This is a genomic window from Flavobacterium aquaticum (genome assembly GCF_003259835.1).
GTDB classification, from domain to species: domain Bacteria; phylum Bacteroidota; class Bacteroidia; order Flavobacteriales; family Flavobacteriaceae; genus Flavobacterium; species Flavobacterium aquaticum.
The window spans coordinates 12,675-37,950 of record NZ_QLMI01000003.1 but is presented as its reverse complement, the minus strand read 5'-3'; the positions used below and the strand labels follow the sequence as shown (position 1 = coordinate 37,950).

The window sequence follows — 25,276 nt, the reverse complement described above, 5'->3', positions numbered from 1 at the left end:
ATTATCAAATTAGAATATGAAAACACACTATTATGTTTTAGTAGGGTTAATGGTTGCCCTTTTTACAATTCCATCACAAGCACAAACTGAAAATGAAATAAAAGACAGTTTGTATATTCAAGAAGTTGAAAATCCAAAACTACGACCTAAAATCTTACATGCCGAACCACTTTATATAGATTTAATTCGAGATTTAGGAGCTCGAAAAGGAGAGAAAGAATGGAATGTAGGTTTTGGTTTAACCGATGCAAATTCTCATGATGAATATACTACTTTAGTAGAATATGAATGGGCGCCAATAGACCGTTTGGGGTTAGAAATCGAATTGCCTTTTTCTTTTTATTATCCTTTAGCAAACGATGTTCAAGCACCAAATAGTAAGCTTAACGGGTTAAAATTAGCAGCTCAATATTCCTTTTTGGTTTCGGAAAAGTATAAAACTTCGTTGGCAATTGGCTACATTCATGAATTTGAAATGACGGAATTTAAAAATTACGACAACGATCGATTTTTCAAAGGAAATCTATACAATCCGTTTTTTGTAGTAGCTAAAAGATGGGGTGATAATTTTCACACTTTGTTGTACACCGGACCCATTTTTGAACATAATTTTAGTGAGAATTCTTGGCATACGAATTATCAAATCAATTCAAACTTTCATTATATGATTCCTGGAACTCGTAATTTTATTGGAATAGAATTCAACAAAGAAATTAATCATAATAACGATTTTGATATGACGATTCGTCCACAAATGCGAGTAGGTATTGCTGAAAATTTAATGGTAGGCATTGTAACTGGAATTCCCGTAAATAGAGAAAATGAACGTTTTAGTTCGTTCTTACGATTGATATACGAACTTAGTCATAACAAGAAACATTAATTAATGACAAGCACAATCGTCGTTACAAGGTTTTGATTTCTTTTTGCGTTTTTTCCAAAAGAATTTTTTTACCAAAAAACCTACGGCAATGGCAAGAGAAAGGTAAACTAAGATTTGTTGTATATCCATAGTACAAAAGTAGAAAAAGCAATCTCAAAATTCATGAGATTGCTTTTTTATTAACTTAAAACGAACTAAAATTATTAAAATTGAGCGGCAATTCCGATAGATGCACTAAAAGGCATTCCTGGTCGTAATCCTGATGGAACTCTTGAAACTAAATAAGTAGTATCAAAAAGGTTGTTGATGTTTCCAGTTAGGCTAAAATGTTTGTTAAATTTATATTTTGAACCAAAATCTACAACCGTATTGTTTGGCACAGAAAATTCATTTGGAATAGAACCTTGACCGGCAACTGTTCTAAATTCACCATTAAATCTTGCGCCTAAAATCAATTCAAATTTTGCGTGTTCTAATGCAATTGAAGCATTAAATTGGTGTTTTGAAATGTATGGAATTTCATCTCCTTTTGTGATTGTTCCCCAAGCTCCGTCAGTACTTGCAAATTCGTTAACAAATTCGGTATCTGTTAAAGTATATCCAAAAGTAATTGGCAATTTGAATTTCCCGTCTTCTTTTAAAACTTGATAGTTTAATAACAACTCAATTCCTTTCACATGTGCTTCACCAGCGTTAAATTGATCTAATGTTCCAGAACCACCACTTGCAGCTAAATCGCTACCTAATAAATTAGAATAGTCATTAAAATACGCTACAATTTCTCCTGATAATTTGTTGATTTTAAAACGAGAACCTAATTCGTAATTCACACTTTTCTCGGCTTCAGTTCCTTCTTTGTTTGTTGGAGGTGCAAAACCTTTATGAACGCCACCAAAAAATGATAAATTATTATTGATTCTAAAATTAGCACCAACTCCTGGCAACCAAACTTTTACATGATTGTCGTTTTCAACTAAGTTTGCCCCTGTTCTTGTTACGTCATTTGTGCCATAGTTTTTGTTTAACAAGTCGATGGTTTCAAAGCGAATTCCTGGTGTAACAGTTAAATTGTTGTATTTAATTTTGTAAAGAGCGTGTGCAGCAAGTGCTTCTGCATAAGCAATTCTATTGTCTTGTGTTCCTGGAGTTCCAGCAGTAGTTAATATCATTGAACCATCAATCATAGCATAGCTATCATTCCATTGAAAACGGTCTTCGCTGTCTTTGTGATAACGAACGCCTACTTCTAAATCATGATAAACATCGCCAGTTAAGAAATGAAAATCTAATTTAGTTTGAACACCTTGTGCTAAATAACCTCTGTTGTTAGCGCGAACTCGTAAAGCGTTATTTGGTGAGTTTTGTGCACCTGTTACATAATCAAAAGCTAATGCATTTGTTGTTGGGTCTTCTAAAATTGCATCAATATTGTAGGTTGTTCCGCCAAATCGCACATCGTTTAATTTGTACCAATTTCTTGAAAACTTATTGCGGTAGGCCGTTGTAGTTACACTAAAATAGTTGCTTGTTTTTAAAGTATGTGTAACAGAAAACTGATTGTTTTTTGTAGTAATATTGTCTTTTTCCGAACCTGCATATCGCATGAAAGGAGAATTGTTGAAATCTTCTTCGGTTAAACCTAAATACGTTTCATTTGCGTCTTCATCAGCATACACCATTTTAAATTCAATAGCATTGTAAATTTTACTGGTTGGTTTCGATTGTACTCTGAATTTAGCCATTACATCTTTTTTATCAAAACCTGTATTGGCACCACTTGGTAAATCTTTAAAACCATCAGAATTGTAGTTTAAAAATTGAACTACTGCGCCTACTGTTTCATTAGCGATTCCTACGTTTGCAACTGTGCGACTTGTGTTAAAACTTCCATAATCTGTTAAAAAACCTGCACTAAATTTTGTTGGAATTGGCGCCGAAACAAAGTTAATAGTTCCTCCAGTAGTAAAAGGACCGTATTGAATTTGGCTACTTCCTTTTAAAATTTCAACAGCACTCATACGAGCAACCGATGGAAAATAGTAAGCTGCTGGAGCTGAATAAGGAGCTGGCGCAATTAAAACGTTATCTTCCATTAGAGTGATTTTCGCACTTCTATCTGGAGAAGTTCCTCTTAAACTGATATTAGGTCTTAACCCAAATCCATCTTCTTCATAAACATTAACTCCGGTTACAGTTCTTAAAACACGATTGATGTCGGTGTAATTAAATTTTTGTAAATCTTCAGCTGAGATATAAGCAGCCGAACCTGTTTTGTTCGCGGCTTCAAATTTACTTCCGATGATTTGATTAGCAGAAACAACAACTTCTTTTAATGTTTTTACAGAATCATTTTTGGTTTCGCTTTCTTGTGAAAATGCTATTCCTGAGATTAATAAGGCAATTGGGACAATGATATATTTCATCTTTATTTAGATTAATTCTACAGAGCAAAAATAATCACTAAAATTTATTTAGACAAATTATAAATAGGGTTTTTTAAAGGATTTGGTCGAATTATTCACAATGTGAAGTTTTAAGAAAAAACAATTACTTTTTTTATTAAAAACGAAGAATGTTTTAATATTATATGATAAAAACGCCTTTTTTAGAAGTAAATTCCAGTACCAATTGTTGTGAAATTGTAATTTGGAGAAGCAATTTTTAAGTGTTCATATCCTAAAGAGAAAAAATAATTCTTTTTATGATATTTTCCTCTGATTTCAAAAGAGTTTACGGGTAAGCCATTTATTTTACTCCAAATCATAGCGCTATTAAAACTTATGTTTTTTATTGCAAAAACATCCGTATGTAAACCATAGGAAAAACCTGCTTTTTGTACATCATTGCCAACATAAGTTGCGCCAAGTGTCCAGCCTAAATTGAATTTTTTGAATCGAATTCTATCGTAAGCCACGTTAAATTGAAATAATGATAGGTTTGAAAAACGATTTGTTAACATGTTTTTTTCCAATAATTCACGATAATTGGCTTGCACATAAAAATATTGAAAAGGTCTAAATTTTGCTTTTAGATGATTTCCGAATAAATTATTGTTGCTATACAGAAAATGATTCTCAACATCAAATCGCATCAAGTTTTCATATTGAATACTGTCATTTTCTTTTTGAAAATTTCCTGATTCACCATCAAAATAAGGATATTTAGATAATGGGTTGTATAAATGATTTTCACTTCTGTAATCTCCAATAGTGGAATAAAAACTTACATACAATAAGCCTTCAACAAATAAGCTAGCTAATCCAAAATCATTTGAAGAAGAACTTCTGGAAGACCCTGAACTCGAGGAACTGTTATTTGAGCTTGAAGAATGCGAAGAATTTCCCGATTTTAATTCATTTTTAGACTTGTCGATTTTCTGAGAAAAAGAACTATTTAAAGTTAAAATAGTAAACAGTACAAATAATGTATTTTTCATCAATTTTGTTTTTTGAAGACAATCAAAAAGTATGCCTTTTATTTCAAAAATTGATAGGCAATTAACGAAGTTACATACGCAAATCCACTCATAAAAACCAACTGAATTATCGGCCATTTCCATGAATTGGTCTCTTTTTTCACAATGGCTAAAGTAGAAATACATTGCATTGCGAAAGCATAAAATAGTAGCAAAGAAATTCCAGTAGCAAAATTGAATATTTTTTTACCGGTTTCTGGTTGTACTTCTGCAGCCATTCGGTTTTTAATGGTAGTTTCTTCTTCGCTATGACTTCCAACGCTGTAAATGGTAGCTAATGTTCCAACGAAAACTTCACGAGCCGCAAATGAACTTACTACTGCAATTCCTATTTTCCAATCATAACCTAAAGGTCGAATAACGGGTTCAATGGCTTTTCCCATATAACCGATGTAAGAATTCTCTAGTTTGAAAGAATTCACTTGATCTTCAAATGCTTCGGCAGTAATGGTTTTGTTTTTATTTTGCTCGGTTATTATTTTTTCAGCATTGTTAAAATCATCACTTAATCCGTGAGAACCTAAAAACCATAAAATTACTGATAACGCCAAAATGATTTTTCCGGCACCAAAAACAAAGGCTTTGGTTTTTTCTAAAACGTTAATTCCAACATTTTTAAACATCGGAATTTTATAACTTGGCATTTCAACTACGAAATACGATTTGCAGTTTAATTTTAAAAATTTATTCAGTAAGTACGCTGAAAAAATCGCCATTCCAAATCCTAATAAATACAATCCCATTAAGGTTAAACCTTGTAAACTTAAAAACCCTAACACTCTTTTTTCGGGAATAATTAAGGAAATTAAAATCGCATAAACTGGTAATCTTGCCGAACAAGTAGTGAATGGCGTAACTAAAATCGTAATCAATCTTTCTTTCCAATTTTCAATATTTCTTGCACTCATTATCGCCGGAATCGCACAAGCAGTTCCTGAGATTAAAGGCACAATACTTTTTCCAGACAACCCAAATTTTCGCATGATTTTATCCATCAAAAATACCACGCGACTCATGTAGCCACTTTCTTCTAAGACGGAAATAAACAAGAATAAGAAGGCAATTTGCGGAATGAAAATCACAATTCCACCAATCCCAGGTATCAATCCTTCGCTTATTAAATTGGTAAATTCTCCCGCTGGAAGATGTTGTTTAGCAAGCGAACTTAAATTGGCAAAGGTTTCATCAATGAAATCCATCGGAATACTGCTCCAATCAAATAAAAATTGGAAGATCAACATTAAAATTCCAAAGAAAATAACGTAACCGAAAATTTTGTGTGTCAGAATTCGGTCGATTTTTGCACGAATATCTGTTGCTTTTGAAACATCTATTTTTTGACCTAATTTTAGCGTGTCATTGATAAATTGATAACGCTTTATAGTTTCTTTTTGTTGTAATTTTTTTAAATCGGAATGCGATTTGGTAAACGAGCTTTTGATTTCGTTTCGGTCAAGATTCAAGAAATTGACATCCTGAGTAATCACTAACCAAAGTTTGTACAACAGCTGATTTGGAAACGCTCTTCTTAAATTATTAAAATATTCTGGATCAATTGACGAAGCATTCAAACATGGTTCGGTTGAAAGGTTTTCATAATTGAGAATTAGTTTTTTTAGGTTGTCAATTCCAGTTTTTTTGCGTGAACTAATTAAAGCAATCTTCGTTTTTAGTTCTTTTTCTAAAACAGGAATATCTAACTCAATTCCTTTTAATTCCATTCTATCCGCCATGTTAATGACTAAAATGGTAGGAATTTCTAAATCTTTAATTTGGGTAAAAAGGAGTAAATTTCGTTTTAAGTTTTCCACTTCGGTCACCACTACGGCAACATCTGGAAAATCTTCGTCATTCTTATTTAGTAATAATTCAATCACCACATTTTCATCAATTGAACTTGCATTTAAGCTGTAAGTTCCGGGTAAATCGATGATTTTAGCTTTAGTGGTTTCGTTTAATTTGCAAACGCCTTGTTTTTTTTCAACGGTGATTCCAGGATAATTTCCCACTTGTTGATTCAATCCTGTTAATTCATTAAAAACCGATGTTTTGCCCACATTTGGGTTTCCAATTAAAGCAACTTTGATAGGATTTTTACTCATGAGAATTACAATTTGGTAACCGTGATTTCTTTAGCCGTTTCTAATCGAATAGCTACATGCGAATCATTTACGTTAAAATACAAAGGATCGCCCAAAGGCGCAATTTGAATTAAAGTAATGGAATTTCCAGGTAAACATCCCATTTCTAAAAGTTTTAGTGGGATTTCATCTAGATTGATGGAGGTTATTTCGGCAACTTCTCCAATTTTAAGTTCAGAAGAACAAATTTCCATTTCCTTATTTAGATTGAATTAAAATACAAAAGTAAAAATTATAATCGGACTAAAACTGATAATTGTCAACTTTAGCAAATTATTTATGAAAATTAACTTATTGGTTTTCGCTAAGCCACAAAATATCTTCTAAAAGTTGTTTCATGTTTTTTGTTTTTGGATCATCGGTAGGCTTATCTAAATTAGTGCCATCATAAAAACCACGAATTCGTTTATTCTTGTCAACCAAGATGAAATTTTCAGTATGCACCATGTCATACATTTCTTCAGGCTTTCCTGTTTTTACAGCTAAATAGGATTTTCTGGCTAGATAATAAATATCCTTTTTATCTCCGGTAACTAAATTCCAACGCGAATCATCAACACCTTTTTCTTGAGCATATTTTTTTAAAACTTCAGGCGTATCGATATCAGGTGTAACAGAGAAAGACAATAGTTTTACTTCTGGGTTGTTCTTCAATTGATTTTGTAACCAAACCATGTTATCGGTCATTTTTGGGCAAATTGTTGGACAAGTGGTAAAAAAGAAATCGGCTACATAAATCGTATTTTCATAGTTTTTTTGGGTGATTACTTTCCCATTTTGATTTGTAAAAGCAAAATCAGCAATTTTATGATCGTTGCCAATATGTTGCACTGTAGAATCTACTAATTCAGGATTAATATCTCTTGGCGAATAAATCGGAAGCATTTTTTCTGGAGAAAGTAAGTTATAAATACCAAAATATATAAGGATAGAAAGTACTCCAAAAATGATTAAAAACTTTTTATAAGGGGCAATAATAGCGAACATAATTTTTTTGCAAAAATAATCATAAATCAAATGAGTTTTGTTAAAACACGAATAGACATTTGTTAAAATTCTAATTTGTTGATTATGTTCATTATATTTGTGAAATTGTAATTAGAGGCGATGCGATGTATGATTAAAAATTACCTTTTCTCTATTTTTTTATTTTTTACTATTCATCTCGTTAAGAGTCAGAATAGTTTAGTTATTAATTTAGAGGGGGAAAACAAGGAAATCATCGATTATATTACTGCCAAAGGATTTACAACAAAGCCATTCTACAACATCTCAGAAGATAAATTTCTTGAATTAGAGCGAGATGCAATTAAAATTACAGGAACCAATTCAAATGTAAAAAAGTTAAAGAATTATTTTACAGTTTCAAATTTTAATCAAGAGTTATTAACTTTTTTAAGTTCTAGAAAAGTCCCGTATTTATTTACAGAAAACAGAATAATTCCTCCTCCAGGAGATATTTTGCCTGTTACACCTAGTTATGTTTCACAACAAACTTATTTACAAGCAAATCCTGGATTAAACGCTGAAGCAGTATGGAATTTAGGTTATTCGGGTCAAAATGTTACCATTCATAATATTGAGTATGGATTTAATAAAAACCATGAAGAGTTTAATGATGCTAATTGCAATATAGCACCTGGAATGGATGTGAATACGGGTGCTTCAATTAGTTATACAGAGCACGGAACAGCTACAATGGGGGTTTTATTTGGTAATAATGGTTCTTATGGAATTACTGGAATTGCTCATGGAGCACAACAAGTTTGGTTATATCCCGAATGGCAGCAGAGCGGTTATAGTAGAACAAATGCAATAACTCAAGCTTTAAATAATTCGGTAATTGGTGATGTAATTGTTTTTGAAATGCAAGCTTACGGATTTAACGGTGCAGTCTCAGACCCTCGTTTTGTTCCAGCTGAGTATGATATTTTGGTTTGGAATTTAACAAAAGCACTAACTGATGCTGGAAGAATTGTTGTTGCAGCTGCAGGGAATGGTTTTCAAAATTTGGACAGTTTAGATTATCAAAACTATTTGAATTATGGAGATAGTGGTGCCATCATCGTTGGTGCCGGAACAGCTAATTTAAGTCATAGTATTTATTCATATGTTTCAGGTGGAATAACTTATGGAAGCTCATACGGAGCAAGAGTTGATGTACAAGGATGGTTTTTAAATGTAAGAACTACAGGGGCAATTCCAGGTTATGGAGCTCTTTTGTTTAATAACGATTTCAATCAGTCTTATATGTCTTTTATTGGTACAAGCGCGGCAACAGCTCAAATAGGAGGCGTTGTTAGCGTTTTACAATCTTATTATAAAAGTCAAACAAATAATACTTTAACATCTCAACAAATGAGAACCATTCTCAAAAGCACTGGAGTTGCTCAAGGAGGAGATTTAACTAAAAATATTGGTCCAATTCCAAATATGTTAGCCGCTCTCAATAATATAGAACAAAATTTAAGTAGTGAATCTTTTGAAGAAAATAACATTGTGGTTTACCCAAATCCTTCAAAAGAAATTTTTAACTTAATAACAGGTAAAAATGAAATTTCAGAAATTAAAGTGTATGATGTTTTAGGTAAGGTGGTTTGGTCTAAAAAAGATTTTGAAGTTTCAAATTCCGAAATACAACTTAATTTGTCTTCTGTTTCATCAGGAGTATATTTTCTTCGAATAACATCGCATAATAAATCAGTAGTAAGACGTATAATAAAAGAGTAATTTATGAATAGAGTAATTTTAAAAGGAAGTCTAGGATTTCTTTTTTTGTCAACGGTACTAATATCTTGTAAATCGTCACAAGAAGTAGCTACAAAAAAAGAATCAGTAGGAATTAATGTAGGATATATGGATAAATCCGTAAATCCAGCAAACGATTTCAATCGTTATGTAAACGGAACTTGGTTAGATAAAACCGAAATCCCAGCTGACAGAACACGTTGGGGAAGTTTTGACGAGCTTCGTAAAAATACCGATGACGATGTAATGGCTATCTTGAAAGAAGCTATCAACGACAAAACTATCGATCCAAATTCAGACCAAGCAAAAGCAATTAGCTTGTATAAAACTGTTTTAGATACCGTAAGCAGAAATAAAGCCGGAATTGATCCGTTAAAACCATATTTAGCTAAAATTAATAGTGTTCAGAATGCGGACCAATTAGTTGCTTTATTAGCCGAAATGGAACCAGAAATGGGATTAGGTTTCTTCGGAAGTTACATTGGTGCCGATGCTAAAAACAGCAACAAAAACGTAATTTATGTAGGAACAGGAAGCCTTGGTTTACCCGATAGAGATTACTACGTTTCCGATGCGCCAGACAACAAAGAAAAGCGCGAAAAATACATAGCTCACGTAACCAGAATGTTGCAATATTTAGGTGAATCTGAAGCTACAGCCAATACGAATGCTAAGAAAATTTTAGCATTAGAAACTAAAATGTCAACTGCAACTTTAGATAGAGTTGAGCGTAGAGATAGAAGAAAAACATACAATCCAATGAGTTTTGCTGATTTGCAAAAATTAGTTCCAACAGTAAAATGGGATACTTATTTTCAATCTGTAGGAATTGGTAAAGTAGATTCGTTAGTAGTTTCGCAACCAAAATATTTACAAACAGTTGAAACCATTTTAAAAGACAATCAAGTTGAAGATTGGAAAGCGTACATGCGTTGGACAGCTTTAAGAGGTTCTTCGGGATTACTTTCAACTGAAATAGAAAATGCTAATTTTGACTTCTACGGAAAAACATTAACTGGAGCAGTAAAACAACGTCCAGCGGAAGAAAGAGCTTTAGCAACAGTTAACGGAAGATTAGGTGAAGCATTAGGAAAACTATACGTAGCTAAAAAATTCCCGCCAGAAGCAAAAGCAAAAGCGCAAGCAATGATTGCAAATGTGATGTTGGCTTTTGATAACCGAATCAACAATTTGCCTTGGATGACAAAAGCAACTAAGGAAAATGCGAAAATCAAATTGAATAAATTCCGAGTGAAAATCGGATATCCTGATAAATGGAAAGATTATTCAGCTCTTGAAGTAAAATCTCCAGAACAAGGAGGAACCTATTTTGATAATTCAAAAATGTACGCAAAATGGAGTCACAAGAAAAACATTGAAAAATTAGGCAAACCAGTTGACAAAGAAGAATGGGGAATGTCGCCACAAACGGTAAATGCATATTTCAGTCCAACAAACAACGAAATTGTATTCCCAGCGGCTATTTTACAACCACCTTTTTATGATTACAAAGCAGACGAAGCCGTAAATTATGGTGGAATTGGAGCCGTAATTGGTCACGAAATTTCACACGGATTTGACGATTCAGGTTCAAGATACAATGCTGATGGAAATTTAGTTAATTGGTGGAGTGATGAAGATTTAAAGCAATTCACCACTTTAGGAAGTGCTTTAGCTGACCAATATTCAGCTTTAGAACCATTACCTGGAATTTTTGTTGATGGAAAATTCACTTTAGGTGAAAATATTGGAGATTTAGGAGGTGTTAACGCAGCTTACGACGGTTTACAAATTTATTTGAAAGCAAACGGAAACCCAGGTTTAATCGATGGTTTCACACCAGAACAACGTTTCTTTATTTCTTGGGCAACCATTTGGAGAAGTAAAATGCGTGACGAAGCGATTAAAAACCAAGTAAAAACGGATCCACATTCACCAGGAATGTATCGTGCTTATGTGCCGTTACAAAATGTGGAAGCGTTCTACAAAGCGTTCAATATTTTACCACACAACGGTATGTATTTACCTTTTGAGAAACGTGTGAAAATTTGGTAATATTATTTAACCACATAGAATCATAGAATTTTTTTAGGAGTTCGTTATAGTTCACAAGAGCTATCTTTTCTCAAAAAAGTGAAACGCCTAAAGATTTAAACCTATGTTTCTATGTGGTTTTTTGTTTGAAGAAATAGAAAATGTTTTGTCACAAATTAAAAGGTTAGAAGGAACTCAATCTGTGAAAATCCTTTAATCTGTGGTAAAAACTATTTCTTCTTAATCGCTCGATTCACTAAATAAAGTCCAATAATTGTTATTGTTCCACCAATGATAATAGCAGTCGTTAAAGGTTCATTAAACAATAAATAGCCAAAAAACAACGCCACCATCGGATTGATGTAAGCATATAAACTGCTGATTTCTGTTGGTAAATTTTCTAACGCATAAATAAACGCAATAAACGTCAACACCGAACCAAAAACCACCAAATAACCAATCGACCACCAAGAAATTGCTGGAATTTCACTCATTGGAACCGAAGTGCCATTGAATCCAATTACACTCGAAATCACAACGCTCGAAATCAACATTTGTAATCCCAAACTAAAATACGGATTGAAATTCGTCTTGTTTTCTTTGATATAAATCGAAGATAATGCCCAAGTAAACGTAGCAATTACCGAAAGTAAAATTCCAAATCGGAATTCAGGTTCTAAGAAATCGTTAAGGTAATCGTAGAAAATAACGCAAATACCACCAAAAGCAACAATTAAACCTACAACGGCTTTCCAAGATGTTTTTTGTCCGCGAAACAAACTGATGATTACAATCCAAAGTGGAAAAATAGAACCAATAATCGCACCCAAACCACTAGAAATATATTTCACGCCCCAAGTACTCAAACCGTTACTCAGCATGAAGTTCAAAACGCTCAAAACCAAAATTGTACGCCATTGTCGTTTGTTTGGCCAAGGATGTTTTTTGATTAAGAAATAGATTAAATATAACAATCCGCCAAAAAGTTGACGCAGCGCTACCAATTGCATCGGCGGCATGTGTTTGACGCCTTCTTTGGAAGCAATCCAAGTAGTTCCCCAGAAAAAGCTAATCCAAATTAATGCTAAAATGGGTAAACCAATTGCATTTTTCTTTTGCTTGATGTAATTGTGAAATACGCTAAAATACGCCATTACTAAATTTCTTTTTGGAACGAATAGCCTAAAATCGTTTCCACTTTTTCACTAGAAATAATTTTGCCTTTCGATTCCGAATCTTCCGTAAAGGTAGGCAATGGCAAATTGAATATTTCAGCTTTTTTGTGATAATATGCTTTACGTGTTGGATGCTGAGGTGCGGCAGCATTGAAGGTTTGATTCCATTCCCAATTGTCATGCTGAACTTGTTTCAGTATCTCTTCAATAATTCCAATACAATCTTCTCTTTGAATCATATTCACAGGCGCATCAGGATTTTCCACGTTCGTTCTTCCTGCTAGAAATTTCATGGGATGACGATCATCGCCAAGCAAACCACCAAAACGAATTACGGTAGTTTTAAAATGCGGATTTGATTGTAAAAGTGATTCGGAAATTACTAATTGTTTGCCACTTTCGGTATCGGGATTGGGTTGTGTTTCTTCCGTAATTTCAACAATTGGGAAACCATCACCATAAACCGAAGTCGAACTCACAAAAATAACTTTCTGAATGCCTGATTTTTCGATAAACGGAATCAATGTTTTTACTTTATTTACGAATGTCATTTCGTTAGAAGTCGAAGTTTCTCTTCTCAATCCTGGTGGAATATCAATCACTAAAACATTGGTTTCTTTCAGAAAATCTTCAATTGTTCCAATGATTTGATGTTCCTCCAATTGAATTTGGAAAGGCAAAATTCCAGCATTTTTCAACACTTCTAATTTACTTTCCGAAGTTGTAGAACCTTTTACTTCGTAACCTTTTGCAAGCAATGATTTGGCTAAAGGTAAACCCAGCCAACCGCAGCCGAGTATGGAGATTTTTATTCCCATTTGTGTTTTTTTATGTAGGTATTTGTTGGAATATCGTAATCGTAATAAATAACATATTTAAAGCCAGCTTTAGTTAATGCGATTGAATCTGGTTTAATTTCTTTGTTTAAATATATGTGGTTTTCACTTGGATTTTTCTCATTAAAAATCACACGATAATATTTTCCAAAATTGTCAAATGTATATTCTGAATATCTTGCTTCTGAATAATATTTTTTGTCATTATCATGAAAATAGTATTTTAAATAACTACTCTTTCCAAGTCTTATACTGTAAACTTTTCCAACGGTTTTACCTTGAAAATCATTAATCTTTTTATAATATTCTTTTTCGTTAATATTTGAATAAATCATAATTAGGGAAATAAAGATAATTGTTATTGCTAACATAATCTTCCCTTCATTTTCTTTCAAAAAAGTGGAATAACTTTTCTTTTCTCTTTCTTCTTTCATCTATTTTCTTAACTATCTTTCCTCACCAACATATAAAAATCATCTTCCAAAGCGCGATAACCTTGGTCGTACAAAAAGAAATAGGTGTTACCCGTTTTGGTTTGTAACATACTTGTGAAAAATTCAAAATCGAAACCTTTACTAAGTAATTTAGTTTTCGTAGTTTTTCCTTTGTCTTCTGGGTTGAGTTCACACAAAATACGGTAATTCTTACGCAATTTGTTGTTAATGTTGCGCATCAGATTGTTCTGATCTTTGTTCATTTTGTTGTTGTACGCATTGCGACAGCCATCCGAACAAAACTTTTTGTCCTCACGACCGATTATTTTATCGCCACATTCTAAACAGGTTTTACTCATAACTTATTTTGTTTTCCTGCAAGGTCTTTTTGACCTTGTAGGTATTTATGTTAATTTTAAACCTACAAGGTTTTGAAAACCTCTCAGGTTACTTCTTAAAATTAAACTTCATTTCTTTTCCACTATCTTCGAAAACTACGTAAAGATTAATCTCGTTATCCGAAATTTTCTCAAACGTAAATTTGTCAAAATACACATGTGTTGGGGTGACTTTTACCAATCTAAAATTTTCGCTTACTTCTGCTTTTTCCCAGCCTTTTAATTCACCATCGAAGTGTTTTAGTTGTAATAAAAGTGTTTTCTCTTTTTCAATAATGTGTCCCAATTCATAAAAAACAACTTTTCCGTCAACGACTAATTTAAAACTAAACATCATCGAATTTCCAATGGGTTCACTCCATGTTTCTTGACAAATGCCACCTAATGCTTCGCCTGTCCAATTACCTACAATCCATTTTACATCTTGTAAAGTGGCTTTTGGAGAACCTTTTTCATCGTTATAATTCAAGGTGTTTTGTGCAAATACACTAAACGAACAAATAAAAAGTAAAAAATAAATACTTTTTTTGAAGCGTGATTTTTTCATCTGTAAAGTCTTATAGTTTAAGCGAATATACAAAAATAATTTCCATTTACAAACGCTTACAAATATTTACAACCGATATTAAATAGCTAATTACCGAATAACGTTTTTTTCTTGCCACATCTTTGCACTGTCGAAATGAACGAAAGCAAAATTCAATAGCAAGTTCAATTTCAAAAATCAATTTTATTAATTATTTAAATTTTTACACGCCATGAAAAACAGAGTACAATTAATCGGACACGTAGGACAAGAACCAGAAATTAAAAACTTAGAATCTGGAAGAGTAGCAAACTTCACTATCGCTACGAATGAAAATTACACCAACGCCAAAGGCGAAAAAGTAGAACAAACCGAATGGCATAGAGTTTCCCCTTGGGGAAAAACTGTTGACATTGTAGAAAAATTGTTAACCAAAGGAAGTCATGTAGCCATCGAAGGTAAATTAACTCACAGAAGTTACGACGACAAAGACGGAAACAAACGTTATATTACAGAAGTGGTTGCGAATGAATTGCTTCTATTGAGTAAATAATCAAGTTCAATCCCTAAGCTTCGGGACAAATTCAAAAATCAAGTTCAACACATAGATTTTTTAAATTATTCCAATTTCATAAATCTGTGTTCCAAAAAATTAAATAAACACAAACATTAAATATTTATACGCCATGAAAAACTCAGTACAATTAATCGGACACGTTGGTCAAGAACCAGAAATCAAAAACCTTGAAGGAGGAAAAAAATTAGCAAACATCAGCATCGCTACAAACGAAGTGTATTATCGCGAAAACGGTGACAAAGTAGAACAAACGCAATGGCACCGAGTAACGGCTTGGGGCAAAACAGCCGACATTATCGAAAGATTTGTAACCAAAGGCAAAGAAATCGGTATTGAAGGTAAGTTAACCCATAGAAGTTACGACGACAAAGACGGAAATAAACGCTATGTTACAGAAGTAATTGCAAACGAAATTTTGTTAATTGGTAAATAAGGATGTTATGCAAGTTAGAGTATTTTCAATCCGTTTGGATAACGCATTTTTGGAGTACGACCAACAACAATTGAATGCTTTTTTGAATACGGTTACGTTTAAAAAATCGAGTACGCAATTTATGGAAAGTAATGATGCGCATTGGTCGGTTATTGTTCATTTTGAATCAGAAGAACAAGAAAAACCACAACGATTAGAACGAAAATCTTATGAAGATTTGAATTCGAAAGACAAACAAGTTTACGGGTATTTGAATCAATGGAGAAACGAAAAAGCGGAAGCTTTGAAATTGAAAAAGTTTATGATTTGTCACAATTCAGAATTAATCGATTTAGCCATGTATAAGCCTAGCAACTTAGATGAATTACAACAAATCAAAGGTTTCGGGAAACAAAAAGCAGAGAAGTTCGGAGAAGATGTTTTAGCAATTTTGAATGCAGTTTGAGAAAATACCACCAGCGAAAGTTGGTGGTTTATTTATTTAATTCGGTTTGTAATGCTTCGATAAACAAGCCTATGTGATAACCATCAATTAACCCATGATGCGCTGTAACTGAAAGCGCCATCGATTTCTTTCCATTTTCTTCAACTAGTTTTCCATAAGAAATTTTCGGACAACTATCGGCAACACCAAAGTTTCTTGAATGTGTCAAACCTGTGAAATTTATCCATGGAACAGCCGAAAAATGAATAATATTTTCAGGATATTCTCTCGTTAAAATCCCTGATGTCGTTTGGATTCTTTCAATTTCTTTTTGGACAATTTTATTAAATTCGTGAATGTCTTCATGAAATTTCATAAATGAAAATCCAAACGTTTTATCATCTCTCATAATAGTAGCAGAAGCGTCAATTTCATTGTATAGAAACACATCTTCACCTTCGATTCTGTATCTAAAATTTTCAATTTGATTTACCGCTGCAAGAGTCTTATGAAGATAATATACAAAAAATGAAATTTGCATTGTTTTCGCTTTTTCATAAGCAATCGTACAATCAATGGTTGTTGTAATTCCGAAAAAAGGTTCTTGGAAAGCTGAGAAAAATTCCAAATGTCCTTTTCGGTTCCAGTTGTTTAAATCAATTTTTGTTTTCAAGATAATGTATGGTTATAAAACACTAAACCTTCTCGGTTAAGGAGAAGGTTTAGGATGCTTTTTTAATTAAATCAAACATTGGGCAACGTTTACAGCGTTTGTGTTCGCCTTTTTCAAATTTGCCACAACATTTTGATTTGCAGTTTTCTGCAATTTTTATATCGGCTAAAAGAAGTTGTTGTTTTTGCTTCTTCTTTTTCTTTTTGTCCTTCTTTTTCTCTTCTTTGCTCATCAGAAATTCATTTGACTCTGCAAAGATAATATTATTTTTAAATATTCTAAATAAAAATTACTGCGGATTTATTGAAATCGAACTAGTTACTGCTAATTGTTGAATATCACGGTCAAATAAGTACAATCCGCCACGGTCTTCTCCAATTAAATTAATTTTATCTAAAATAGTTTTAGCTTGTGCTTCTTCTTCAATTTGTTCCGCTACATACCATTGTAAGAAATTGTGAGTAGCGTAATCTTTTTCGGTTAGCGTTGTATGAACTAATTCGTTGATAGAATTTGAAACAAAACATTCGTGCTCGTATAATTCTTCAAACATTTCTTTGAAAGTTCCAAATTTGGTTTTTGGAGCTTTTAAATCGGTGATTTCGGCATGACCACCTCTTTCGTTTACATATTTTACCAATTTTAGCATGTGCGAACGCTCTTCGTCAGACTGATTGTACATGAATTGTGCAACGCCTTCTAAGCCTTGAATTTCAGCCCAACAAGCCATTGATAAATAGATTTGTGAAGATTCGGCTTCTATTCTAATTTGCTTGTTTAAAGCATTTGCGATATTATTTGTCAACATATTTCTTTGAATTTTCGTAAAGTTAAGAAAATAAAATGAGTTCCAACAAATGAAAAATCTTATACAATTGTTAAGATTTCTTCGATGGAGGCGAATGATTTGAAATTTTCGTGTTTGATCTCAAAATCAATTTTCTCGTATTCCCAAGTAGTGTGATACGGAATGTGAATTGCATGTCCGCCAATGTTCAAAACAGGTAATACATCCGATTTTAATGAATTTCCAATCATTAGAAAATCTTCAGGTTTGCAATCCAAACGACCTAACATTTTTTCGTAGTCTAATTCGGCTTTGTCACTCAATACTTCAATATGGTGAAAATATGGTCCAATTCCAGAATCGTGTAATTTTCTGTGTTGGTCTTTTAAATCGCCTTTTGTGGCAACGACCAATTTATATTTTCCTTTCAACTGTTCCAAAACGGATTCTACGTTTGGTAATAATTCGACCGGTTTTTGCAATAAATCTTTTCCAATAGCTAAAATTTGCTCAATTCCCTTTCCGGATATTTGATGATTGGTTAATTGTAAAGCGGTTTCAATCATCGACAAGGTAAATGCTTTGATTCCGAAACCATACAAAGGCAAGTTTTTCACCTGATGATTCAAAATCAATCCCAAAATTTCCTGACTCGAAGCATAATCTTGAAACAACACACAAAAACGTTCTTGCGCCTCATCGAAATAAGGTTCGTTGTGCCATAAAGTGTCGTCAGCGTCGAAAGCGATTATTTTTGGACTCATATTTTTGTATTAAGATATCATCGCGCCATTAATCACACCTTCCGTATCTGGGTTTATGAAAACCAATTTACCTTCTGCGTTATTCGTTAACAATAACATGCCTTCACTTTCTACACCGCGTAAAGCTCTTGGTGCTAAATTTACTAAAACCGTTACGCGTTTTCCAATTACTTCTTCAGGTGTAAAATGCTCAGCAATTCCAGAAACGATAGTTCTTACATCAATTCCAGTATCTACTTTTAATACTAACAATTTATTAGCTTTTGGCATTTTTTCTGCTTCGATGATGGTTCCAATTCGTAAATCTATTTTGGCAAAATCTTCAAACGAAGCTGTTTCTTTTTGTGGTTCAGCTTTTGCGTTTTCGACTTTATTTGCGGTTTTAGTTGCTTCTAATTTGTCTAATTGTTTTTGGATTTCGGCATCTTCAATTTGGGCAAACAAAATTTCGGCTTGACCAATTTGATGTCCAGCTGGTAACAAATCCGTTTTAGTAGTTACATCGTTCCAACCTAACGCATCTATTTTTAAAATATTCGATAACTTTTTAGCCGTGAAAGGTAAAAATGGTTCTGATAAAACCGCTAATGCAGAAGCAATTTGCAACGCCACATACATTTGTGTTTGTACTCTTGCCGGATTTTCTTTTACCATTTTCCATGGTTCTTCATCCGCTAAATATTTGTTTCCTAATCGAGCCACATTCATTAATTCTCCTAACGCTTCTCTAAATCTATAACGTTCAATCGAACTTGAAATTACGGCTGGATACGCTTTTAATTCGGCTAATGTTTGTTCGTCAACTTCTGTAAATTCGTTTGGAGCTGGAACAATTCCGGTGTAATATTTATTGGTTAACACCACAACACGATTGATGAAATTTCCAAAAATCGCCGCTAATTCATTATTATTTCTTGCTTGAAAATCTTTCCAAGTAAAGTCGTTATCTTTAGTTTCTGGTGCATTTGCTGTTAAAGCATAACGCAACGAGTCTTGTTTTTCTGGGAAATCTTGTAAATATTCGTGTAACCAAACTGCCCAGTTTTTAGAAGTCGATAATTTATTTCCTTCTAAATTTAAAAATTCATTTGCTGGAACATTATCTGGTAAAATATAACTTCCTTCTGCTTTTAACATCGCTGGAAAAATAATACAATGGAAAACGATATTATCTTTTCCGATGAAGTGAACCAATTTTGTATCTGCATCTTTCCAATACGGTTCCCAATCTTTTCCTTCGCGAGCCGCCCATTCTTTGGTAGACGAAATGTAGCCAATTGGCGCATCAAACCAAACGTATAATTTTTTTCCTTCGGCACCTTCAACTGGAACATCAATTCCCCAATCTAAATCACGTGTTACGGCTCTTGGTTCTAAACCACCATCAACCCATGATTTTACTTGTCCGTAAACATTTGGTTTCCAATCGTTTTTGTGACCTTCTAAAATCCATTCTCTTAAGAACGATTCGTAGCGATTTAAAGGTAAAAACCAGTGTTTCGTTGATTTTAAAATTGGAGTTTCGCCAGTAATTGTCGATTTTGGATTAATTAAATCGGTAGCATTTAAAGTCGAACCACATTTTTCACATTGATCGCCGTAAGCTTCAGGATTGTCGCACTTTGGACAAGTTCCGGTTACAAAACGGTCAGCTAAAAATTGGTCAGCTTTTGCATCGTATAATTGTTCGGTAGTTTCTTCGATGAAATCACCGTTATCGTATAATTTTTTAAAAAATTCCGAAGCCGTTTTATGATGAATTTCGGCAGAAGTTCTAGAATAATTATCAAAAGAAATTCCGAAATCTAAAAACGATTGACGAATAATTCCGTCATATTTATCAATTACTTGTTGTGGTGTGATACCTTCTTTTTTCGCTTTCATTGAAATCGCCACACCATGCTCGTCACTTCCGCAAATGAAAGCCACATCTTTTCCTTGCAAACGCAAATATCTTGCATAAATATCAGAAGGAACATAAACACCTGCTAAATGTCCAATGTGAATTGGGCCATTTGTATAAGGTAAAGCCGCAGTAATCGTATATCTTTTCGGATTTTCTAACATATTATCATAAAATTTGATGCAAAAATAATCGATTAGTGACGAAATCCCGAATTTTAATTGGATTTTGTTTACTTTTGAGTTAATAAAATCTGACGATGTATAGATTTATTTTGATACTTATTTTAATTTCAAACTTTTCTCATTCGCAAAAGAAAATGAAAATTCCACCTTATCTAAAAAAAGGCGACACAGTTGCTATTGTTTGTACAGCCCGTAAATTTTTTCCAGAAGATGCAAAACCCGCTATTGAATTATTAGAATCTTGGGGATTAAAAGCCAAATTAGGCAGAACCATAGGTTTAGATAGTTGTCAATTGGGCGGAACCGATGCCGAAAGAATTGCCGATTTTCAAGAAATGATGGACGACGATAATATCAAAGCGATTTGGTGCGCGCGTGGTGGATATGGAACGGTTAGAATTATCGATTCGTTAGATTTTATCAAATTCAAAAAGCATCCAAAATGGATTATGGGATTTTCTGATGTTACGGTTTTGCACAGTCAGTTGAACGTGGAACGAGTTGCTACATTACATTCAATTATGCCATTTACGGTTCCAAAAGCACCAGAAGAAGTGAAAGAAACGTTACGAAAAGCGCTTTTTGGAGAAGTTATTTCCTATACAATTCCATCAAAATCATATGATGTAAAAGGAAAAGCTTCGGGTGAATTAGTAGGAGGAAATATATCGATTTTATATAGTTTATTAGGTTCAAAATCATCGATTGATACGAAAGGAAAAGTTCTTTTCATTGAAGATTTGGATGAATATTTGTATCACATCGATAGAATGATGTACAATTTAAAACGCAACGGTTATTTCGAAAATGTAAAAGGAATTATTGTAGGAAGTATGGCTGATATGCACGATAACGAAATTCCGTTCGGGCAAAACGAAGTACAAATTATTACTGCGATTGCCAAAGAATACAACATTCCAATTGCTTTTGAATTTCCAGCGGGACATCAAAAAGACAATCGAACATTGATTCTTGGAAAGCAAGTTGATTTTGAAGTGAACGACAAAGAAATTAAACTTCAATTTCATTAAAATTGACACATTGAAAAATGGCAGAACATAACGATTTAGGAAAATTTGGAGAAGAATTAGCGGTTGATTTCTTAGAAAAAAACGGCTACGAAATCTTGGAAACGAATTGGGTTTTTGATAAAGCCGAAATCGACATTATTGCCCAAAAAAATGGAATACTAGCTGTTGTAGAAGTAAAAACGCGTTCGAGTATTGAATTTGGTCTGCCTCAAGATTTTGTAAAACCTAAGAAAATTCAATTATTAGTAAAAGCTGTTAATGAATACGTTATCCAAAATGATTTAGATGTAGAAGTTCGATTTGATATCGTTGCAATTCATAAAGAAAAATCTGATTTTGTTATAGAACATATTGAAGAAGCATTTTATTATTTTTAATGTTAAATTTATAACAATTTGTTTTTTGTTTTTATCTTTGCGCCAAACAAACAACTAAAAGCATGAAAACTATATCCTCTGTAGTAGAACAATACATCAAATCTAAGCCTTTTTTATTGAGTTCACTTTCGCAAGGCATTATCAATTTAACATCTTTAGCTCGCATTATGATGCCAGAATTGGAAATGCATCTAGGAAAAGATGTAAAACAAGGTGCCGTTGTAATGTCGTTAAAAAGACTTTCTGAAGAATTAGATTTCAAAATCAACTATAAAATTTCAAAAGTTTTAAAGAATATTGGCGAAATCACAGTTCGTTCTTCGTTAACAGATTTTACTTACGTAATTTCGGATACACTTTTAGATAATCAAGCTAAACTAATTTCTGAAATTAATAAGCAACAAGATATTTTTTACACTTCGTCTCGTGGTGTAAATGAAACCAATATTGTTACGAGTACTTCGATTGAACCAATGGTGGAAGCTATTTTTAAAAACGAGAAGTTAACTCATAAAATTGAAAATTTATCTTCAATAACAGTTAAATTACCGCAAGAAAACATTTCAACTCCAGGGGTTTATTACTATATTTTTCAAAGATTGGCTTGGGAAGGAATTATCATTCATGAAGTAATTTCAACTACAAATGAATTTACAATTATAGTTAGTGATGATCAAATTGATGTAGCATTTAAGGTAATAAAAGACCTAAAAAATGTATTTGATTAATAAAAAATCTCCTATTTTTTTTCACATCAAAAAAAGAAACGTATTTTTACCATTCTATACATACTAAAAAGTGATTTTAGTAGTTTAAGTACAAAAACGTTTTTACATTGAAAAGCACTATATTTAAATACTCTCTTGTCGTAGGTTTTTTGTTTTTTTTAATAGCCTGTTCTGTTAAAAAAGATAAGTTTATTAACCGAAATTTTCACGCTGTCACTACAGAATACAACGTTTTATATAACGGAAATATTGCATTAGATAAAGGGTTAGAGGAATTAAAAACCACTTATCAAGATAATTTTTGGGAGATTTTACCTGTTGAGCGAATGCCAAATAATGAAGACGCTTTACTGCCAGGTCAAACAAAAAATCAAAATTTTGAGCGTGCCGAAGAAAAAGCAGTAAAAGCCATTCAAAAACACTCTATGAATATTGCGGGTACTGAGAAAAATCCACAAATGGATGAAGCTTATTTGTTACTTGCCAAAGCGCGTTACTATGACAATCGATTTATTCCTTCACTAGAGTCGTTAAATTATATTTTGTATAAATATCCATTAAGTGATCGCATTTATCATGCTAAAGTATGGCGTGAAAAAGTAAACATTCGATTGGATAATGAAGATGTTGCTATCAAAAATCTTAAATTACTTTTAAAAGATAAAAAAATTGAAGGACAAGATTTAGCTGATGCAAACGCTATGTTGGCGCAAGCTTACATGAATGTTCAGGTTAAAGATACCGCAATTGCTTCATTAAAAGTAGCAAAAGAAGCTACAAAAAATAATGAAGAAAAAGCACGTTATACTTTTATTTTAGGACAATTATATGAAAGCCTAAATTATCAAGATAGTGCTTATGCTGCATTTCAGGAAGTAATAGAGATGAATAGAAAATCGCCAAGACGATACGTTATTCAATCCCATGCAAAACAAGCGCTTCAATTTGATTATAAAAAAGGCGATACGTTAGCTTTTGTTGAAAAGTTCAATAAACTTTTAGAAGATAGAGAAAATCGTCCTTATTTAGATATTTTACATCATCAAATGGGAATTTTTTATGACAAACAAGGTTTAAATGAAAAAGCAAAATTTTACTATAATAAATCGATAAAATCAGTTTCTCAAGACAGTTATTTGATTTCATCAAACTATAGAAATATTGGAGAAATTTATTTTAAAGAAGCCCAATACAAAACAGCTGGTAAATATTACGATAGTACTTTATTACGATTAAACGATAAAACTAGAGAATATCGTAAGATTAAGAAAAAAAGAGATAATTTAGAAGATGTTATTAAGTATGAAACCATTGCACAACAAAATGACAGTATATTAAATGTTGTTGCAATGAATGATTTAGATAGAAAAACATACTACGAAAACTATATAGCTAAATTAAAAATTGAAGACGAGAAAAAGGCTAAAATAGCGGCTGAAAAAGCAGAAAAAGAAGCAAATATTCAGGCCAGTCTTAACACTCCAGGAACTAACGATAAAAATGTAAATATATCTGGTAAAAAAGATGTTCAAAGCATGGATATTGCGGGCCCATCAATATTACCTCCAGGAATGGGAGCAGATAATAGCAACTTCTATTTTTATAATCCAGTAGCGGTAGAGTTTGGAAAAAAAGAGTTTCAATCCAGATGGGGGAAACGTCCATTAAGTGATAATTGGAGATTGTCTTCTAGTGGATTAAAAAATACTGATAATGAAAATACTGATAGTCTTTCACTTGACCAAAAAGATATTTTAGATAAAGAAGAATTAAATCCAAAATACGATCCGCAATTTTATTTGGCTCAAATTCCAACAGACCAAAAATTAATTGATAGTTTGGCAAAAGATAGAAACTTTGCGTATTATCAGTTAGGATTAATTTATAAGGAAAAATTCAAAGAATACGAATTAGCGGCTTCTCGCTTAGAGCAATTATTGAAGAACAAACCCGAAGAACGTTTGGTGCTTCCGGCGATGTACAATTTGTACAAAATATATCAGCAAATTTCGCCTTCAAAAGCAACTGATATGAAGCAACAAATTTTAGCAAAATATCCTGATAGTCGTTATGCCCAAATATTAAACAATCCAGAAGTTGAAGTTACCGATAGCGATAACCCAGAAATTGTATTCAATACATTATACAAGAAGTTTGAAAACAATCAGCTGAGAGAAGTTTTTGTAGAAGTAGATGAAGCTATTTTTAAATTTGCCGGAGAAGAATCGCTTCCTAAATTTGAAATGCTAAAAGCTAAAGTTGCAGGAAGATTAAAAGGGGTTGAAGAATATAAAAAAGCTCTAAATTTTGTAGCCTTAACTTATCCAAATGCCGAAGAAGGAAAACAAGCCGAAAAAATGGTACAAACCGAAATGCCGTTAATTGAAGCGCTTGATTTTGGATTAGCACAGCCAACGAGTTACAAAATTATCTTCCCTAAAACGTATCCTTACGGAAAAGAGGTTAAAAATCTAACAGATAAAGTAGCGAAATACATTAAAGATACTAATGCAGTGGCATTGAAATCATCTGAAGATATTTATACTTTAACTGATAATTTTATTGTCATTCATGGTTTTGACAATAAAGATGCTGCGATATCAGTATTATCGGTATTACAATTGCATAAAAATTACAAACTAACAGACAAAGTTTACATTATTTCAACTGAGGATTACAAGATTGTACAAATGAAAAAGAAGTTGGAAGAATGGATTTTGTTAAATAAATAAGAACCCAAATCC

At 32.7% G+C, this 25,276-nt stretch carries 25 protein-coding genes; 10 read left to right on the top strand and 15 right to left on the bottom strand.

Annotated features, from left to right (window positions below; all coding sequences use genetic code 11):
• The first annotated feature begins 49 nt into the window (after positions 1 to 49).
• Complete coding sequence (locus B0I03_RS05225; RefSeq protein WP_220084601.1) at positions 50 to 883, top strand: HAEPLYID family protein; 834 nt, start codon at positions 50 to 52, stop codon at positions 881 to 883.
• A 203-nt stretch (positions 884 to 1,086) separates the two neighbouring features.
• Here the strand turns inward: B0I03_RS05225 and B0I03_RS05215 are convergent, their stop codons facing one another.
• The 5 genes from B0I03_RS05215 to B0I03_RS05195 all read right to left on the bottom strand — a co-directional run bounded on the left by B0I03_RS05215 (position 1,087) and on the right by B0I03_RS05195 (position 7,486).
• A complete protein-coding gene (locus B0I03_RS05215) occupies positions 1,087 to 3,306 on the bottom strand; it encodes a TonB-dependent receptor family protein (protein WP_111566410.1) in 2,220 nt (739 codons plus the stop codon).
• A 182-nt stretch (positions 3,307 to 3,488) separates the two neighbouring features.
• Complete coding sequence (locus tag B0I03_RS05210) at positions 3,489 to 4,319, bottom strand: hypothetical protein (RefSeq protein WP_111566409.1); 831 nt, start codon at positions 4,317 to 4,319, stop codon at positions 3,489 to 3,491.
• A 38-nt stretch (positions 4,320 to 4,357) separates the two neighbouring features.
• The gene (gene feoB / locus B0I03_RS05205; RefSeq protein ID WP_111566408.1) at positions 4,358 to 6,460 is read right to left on the bottom strand and encodes a ferrous iron transport protein B; all 2,103 of its coding nucleotides are present in this window, start codon (positions 6,458 to 6,460) and stop codon (positions 4,358 to 4,360) included.
• Positions 6,461 to 6,465: 5 nt separating this feature from the next.
• The gene (locus tag B0I03_RS05200; protein ID WP_111566407.1) at positions 6,466 to 6,693 is read right to left on the bottom strand and encodes a FeoA family protein; all 228 of its coding nucleotides are present in this window, start codon (positions 6,691 to 6,693) and stop codon (positions 6,466 to 6,468) included.
• A 97-nt stretch (positions 6,694 to 6,790) separates the two neighbouring features.
• Entirely contained in the window at positions 6,791 to 7,486 is a 696-nt protein-coding gene (locus B0I03_RS05195) for an SCO family protein (RefSeq protein ID WP_111566406.1), read from the bottom strand.
• A 129-nt stretch (positions 7,487 to 7,615) separates the two neighbouring features.
• Between B0I03_RS05195 and B0I03_RS05190 the strand changes: the two genes are divergently transcribed.
• Together B0I03_RS05190 and B0I03_RS05185 are read left to right on the top strand one after the other, a co-directional pair.
• On the top strand, positions 7,616 to 9,229 hold the full coding sequence (locus tag B0I03_RS05190) for a S8/S53 family peptidase (protein ID WP_181452347.1): 1,614 nt from the start codon (positions 7,616 to 7,618) through the stop codon (positions 9,227 to 9,229).
• A gap of 3 nt (positions 9,230 to 9,232) precedes the next feature.
• A complete protein-coding gene (locus tag B0I03_RS05185; protein WP_111566404.1) occupies positions 9,233 to 11,302 on the top strand; it encodes a M13 family metallopeptidase in 2,070 nt (689 codons plus the stop codon).
• A 209-nt stretch (positions 11,303 to 11,511) separates the two neighbouring features.
• Here B0I03_RS05185 and B0I03_RS05180 read toward each other — a convergent pair whose 3' ends face one another.
• The 5 genes from B0I03_RS05180 to B0I03_RS05160 form a co-directional block, all read right to left on the bottom strand.
• The gene (locus B0I03_RS05180; RefSeq protein WP_111566403.1) at positions 11,512 to 12,435 is read right to left on the bottom strand and encodes a DMT family transporter; all 924 of its coding nucleotides are present in this window, start codon (positions 12,433 to 12,435) and stop codon (positions 11,512 to 11,514) included.
• A gap of 2 nt (positions 12,436 to 12,437) precedes the next feature.
• Complete coding sequence (locus B0I03_RS05175; protein WP_111566402.1) at positions 12,438 to 13,274, bottom strand: SDR family oxidoreductase; 837 nt, start codon at positions 13,272 to 13,274, stop codon at positions 12,438 to 12,440.
• Positions 13,265 to 13,726: a hypothetical protein gene (locus tag B0I03_RS05170; RefSeq protein WP_111566401.1), complete on the bottom strand. Its 462-nt coding sequence runs from the start codon at positions 13,724 to 13,726 to the stop codon at positions 13,265 to 13,267. Before B0I03_RS05170 ends, B0I03_RS05175 begins: the two co-directional genes overlap by 10 nt.
• Before the next feature lie 8 nt (positions 13,727 to 13,734).
• Positions 13,735 to 14,085: a hypothetical protein gene (locus tag B0I03_RS05165; protein ID WP_111566400.1), complete on the bottom strand. Its 351-nt coding sequence runs from the start codon at positions 14,083 to 14,085 to the stop codon at positions 13,735 to 13,737.
• An 88-nt stretch (positions 14,086 to 14,173) separates the two neighbouring features.
• Positions 14,174 to 14,671: a DUF6265 family protein gene (locus tag B0I03_RS05160; protein WP_245902951.1), complete on the bottom strand. Its 498-nt coding sequence runs from the start codon at positions 14,669 to 14,671 to the stop codon at positions 14,174 to 14,176.
• A gap of 211 nt (positions 14,672 to 14,882) precedes the next feature.
• Here B0I03_RS05160 and B0I03_RS05155 point away from each other — a divergent pair, with 211 nt between their 5' ends.
• The 3 genes from B0I03_RS05155 to B0I03_RS05145 all read left to right on the top strand — a co-directional run bounded on the left by B0I03_RS05155 (position 14,883) and on the right by B0I03_RS05145 (position 16,105).
• A complete protein-coding gene (locus tag B0I03_RS05155) occupies positions 14,883 to 15,203 on the top strand; it encodes a single-stranded DNA-binding protein (protein WP_111566399.1) in 321 nt (106 codons plus the stop codon).
• Between the two features lie 133 nt (positions 15,204 to 15,336).
• Entirely contained in the window at positions 15,337 to 15,660 is a 324-nt protein-coding gene (locus tag B0I03_RS05150) for a single-stranded DNA-binding protein (protein ID WP_111566398.1), read from the top strand.
• Positions 15,661 to 15,667: 7 nt separating this feature from the next.
• A complete protein-coding gene (locus tag B0I03_RS05145; protein ID WP_111566397.1) occupies positions 15,668 to 16,105 on the top strand; it encodes an HRDC domain-containing protein in 438 nt (145 codons plus the stop codon).
• Between the two features lie 28 nt (positions 16,106 to 16,133).
• On the opposite strand, the gene B0I03_RS05140 is transcribed toward B0I03_RS05145, so the two are convergent.
• The 5 genes from B0I03_RS05140 to metG are packed head-to-tail and all read right to left on the bottom strand — an operon-like array spanning position 16,134 to position 20,375.
• Positions 16,134 to 16,757 carry a chloramphenicol acetyltransferase gene (locus tag B0I03_RS05140; RefSeq protein WP_111566396.1) on the bottom strand — a complete coding sequence of 208 codons (624 nt, stop codon included), beginning with the start codon at positions 16,755 to 16,757 and terminating at the stop codon, positions 16,134 to 16,136.
• 49 nt (positions 16,758 to 16,806) lie between these two features.
• A complete protein-coding gene (locus tag B0I03_RS05135) occupies positions 16,807 to 16,989 on the bottom strand; it encodes a hypothetical protein (RefSeq protein WP_111566395.1) in 183 nt (60 codons plus the stop codon).
• 57 nt (positions 16,990 to 17,046) lie between these two features.
• Positions 17,047 to 17,565, bottom strand: a complete 519-nt coding sequence (locus B0I03_RS05130) for a ferritin (RefSeq protein ID WP_111566394.1) — start codon at positions 17,563 to 17,565, stop codon at positions 17,047 to 17,049.
• 59 nt (positions 17,566 to 17,624) lie between these two features.
• On the bottom strand, positions 17,625 to 18,308 hold the full coding sequence (locus B0I03_RS05125) for an HAD family hydrolase (RefSeq protein ID WP_111566393.1): 684 nt from the start codon (positions 18,306 to 18,308) through the stop codon (positions 17,625 to 17,627).
• A 9-nt stretch (positions 18,309 to 18,317) separates the two neighbouring features.
• On the bottom strand, positions 18,318 to 20,375 hold the full coding sequence (gene metG, locus B0I03_RS05120) for a methionine--tRNA ligase (protein ID WP_111566392.1): 2,058 nt from the start codon (positions 20,373 to 20,375) through the stop codon (positions 18,318 to 18,320).
• Between the two features lie 155 nt (positions 20,376 to 20,530).
• Here metG and B0I03_RS05115 point away from each other — a divergent pair, with 155 nt between their 5' ends.
• The 4 genes from B0I03_RS05115 to porW all read left to right on the top strand — a co-directional run bounded on the left by B0I03_RS05115 (position 20,531) and on the right by porW (position 25,264).
• Complete coding sequence (locus tag B0I03_RS05115) at positions 20,531 to 21,427, top strand: S66 peptidase family protein (RefSeq protein WP_245902948.1); 897 nt, start codon at positions 20,531 to 20,533, stop codon at positions 21,425 to 21,427.
• A gap of 17 nt (positions 21,428 to 21,444) precedes the next feature.
• Positions 21,445 to 21,804: a YraN family protein gene (locus B0I03_RS05110; protein WP_111566390.1), complete on the top strand. Its 360-nt coding sequence runs from the start codon at positions 21,445 to 21,447 to the stop codon at positions 21,802 to 21,804.
• 62 nt (positions 21,805 to 21,866) lie between these two features.
• Entirely contained in the window at positions 21,867 to 22,532 is a 666-nt protein-coding gene (locus tag B0I03_RS05105) for an aspartate kinase (protein ID WP_111566389.1), read from the top strand.
• Between the two features lie 107 nt (positions 22,533 to 22,639).
• Complete coding sequence (gene porW, locus B0I03_RS05100; protein ID WP_111566388.1) at positions 22,640 to 25,264, top strand: type IX secretion system periplasmic lipoprotein PorW/SprE; 2,625 nt, start codon at positions 22,640 to 22,642, stop codon at positions 25,262 to 25,264.
• Positions 25,265 to 25,276 lie beyond the last annotated feature (12 nt).